Source organism: Acinetobacter johnsonii (genome assembly GCF_048551975.1).
In the GTDB taxonomy this organism is placed as follows: domain Bacteria; phylum Pseudomonadota; class Gammaproteobacteria; order Pseudomonadales; family Moraxellaceae; genus Acinetobacter; species Acinetobacter johnsonii_A.
Genome location: NZ_JBIMCF010000333.1, coordinates 1 through 249 on the forward strand (window position 1 = coordinate 1; position 249 = coordinate 249).

Here is a 249-nt window from a genome sequence, read left to right on the forward strand (position 1 = left end):
TTATGATATCCCCCTTAAATTCTAAATGAATGGACGAAAAACATGACTGCTATCGCAAATGATCACGTGGTTTCTTTCAACTACAACTTGACTAACGCTGAAGGCGAAACGCTAGACCAATCACAAGGTGAACCACTTGCATATTTGCACGGCGCAGGTAACCTCATCCCAGGTTTAGAAAATGCATTGCTAGGCAAAACTGTAGGTGAAAAATTCACTGTTACTGTTCCTGCTGCTGAAGGTTATGGC

The 249-nt window shown here is 42.2% G+C and carries 1 protein-coding gene; it reads left to right on the forward strand.

All coding sequences use genetic code 11. The features are described from left to right. Positions 1–42: 42 nt before the first annotated feature. Positions 43–249: FKBP-type peptidyl-prolyl cis-trans isomerase (locus ACG9ZB_RS17705; RefSeq protein WP_419326892.1), on the forward strand; the 207-nt coding region annotated here is incomplete at its 3' end.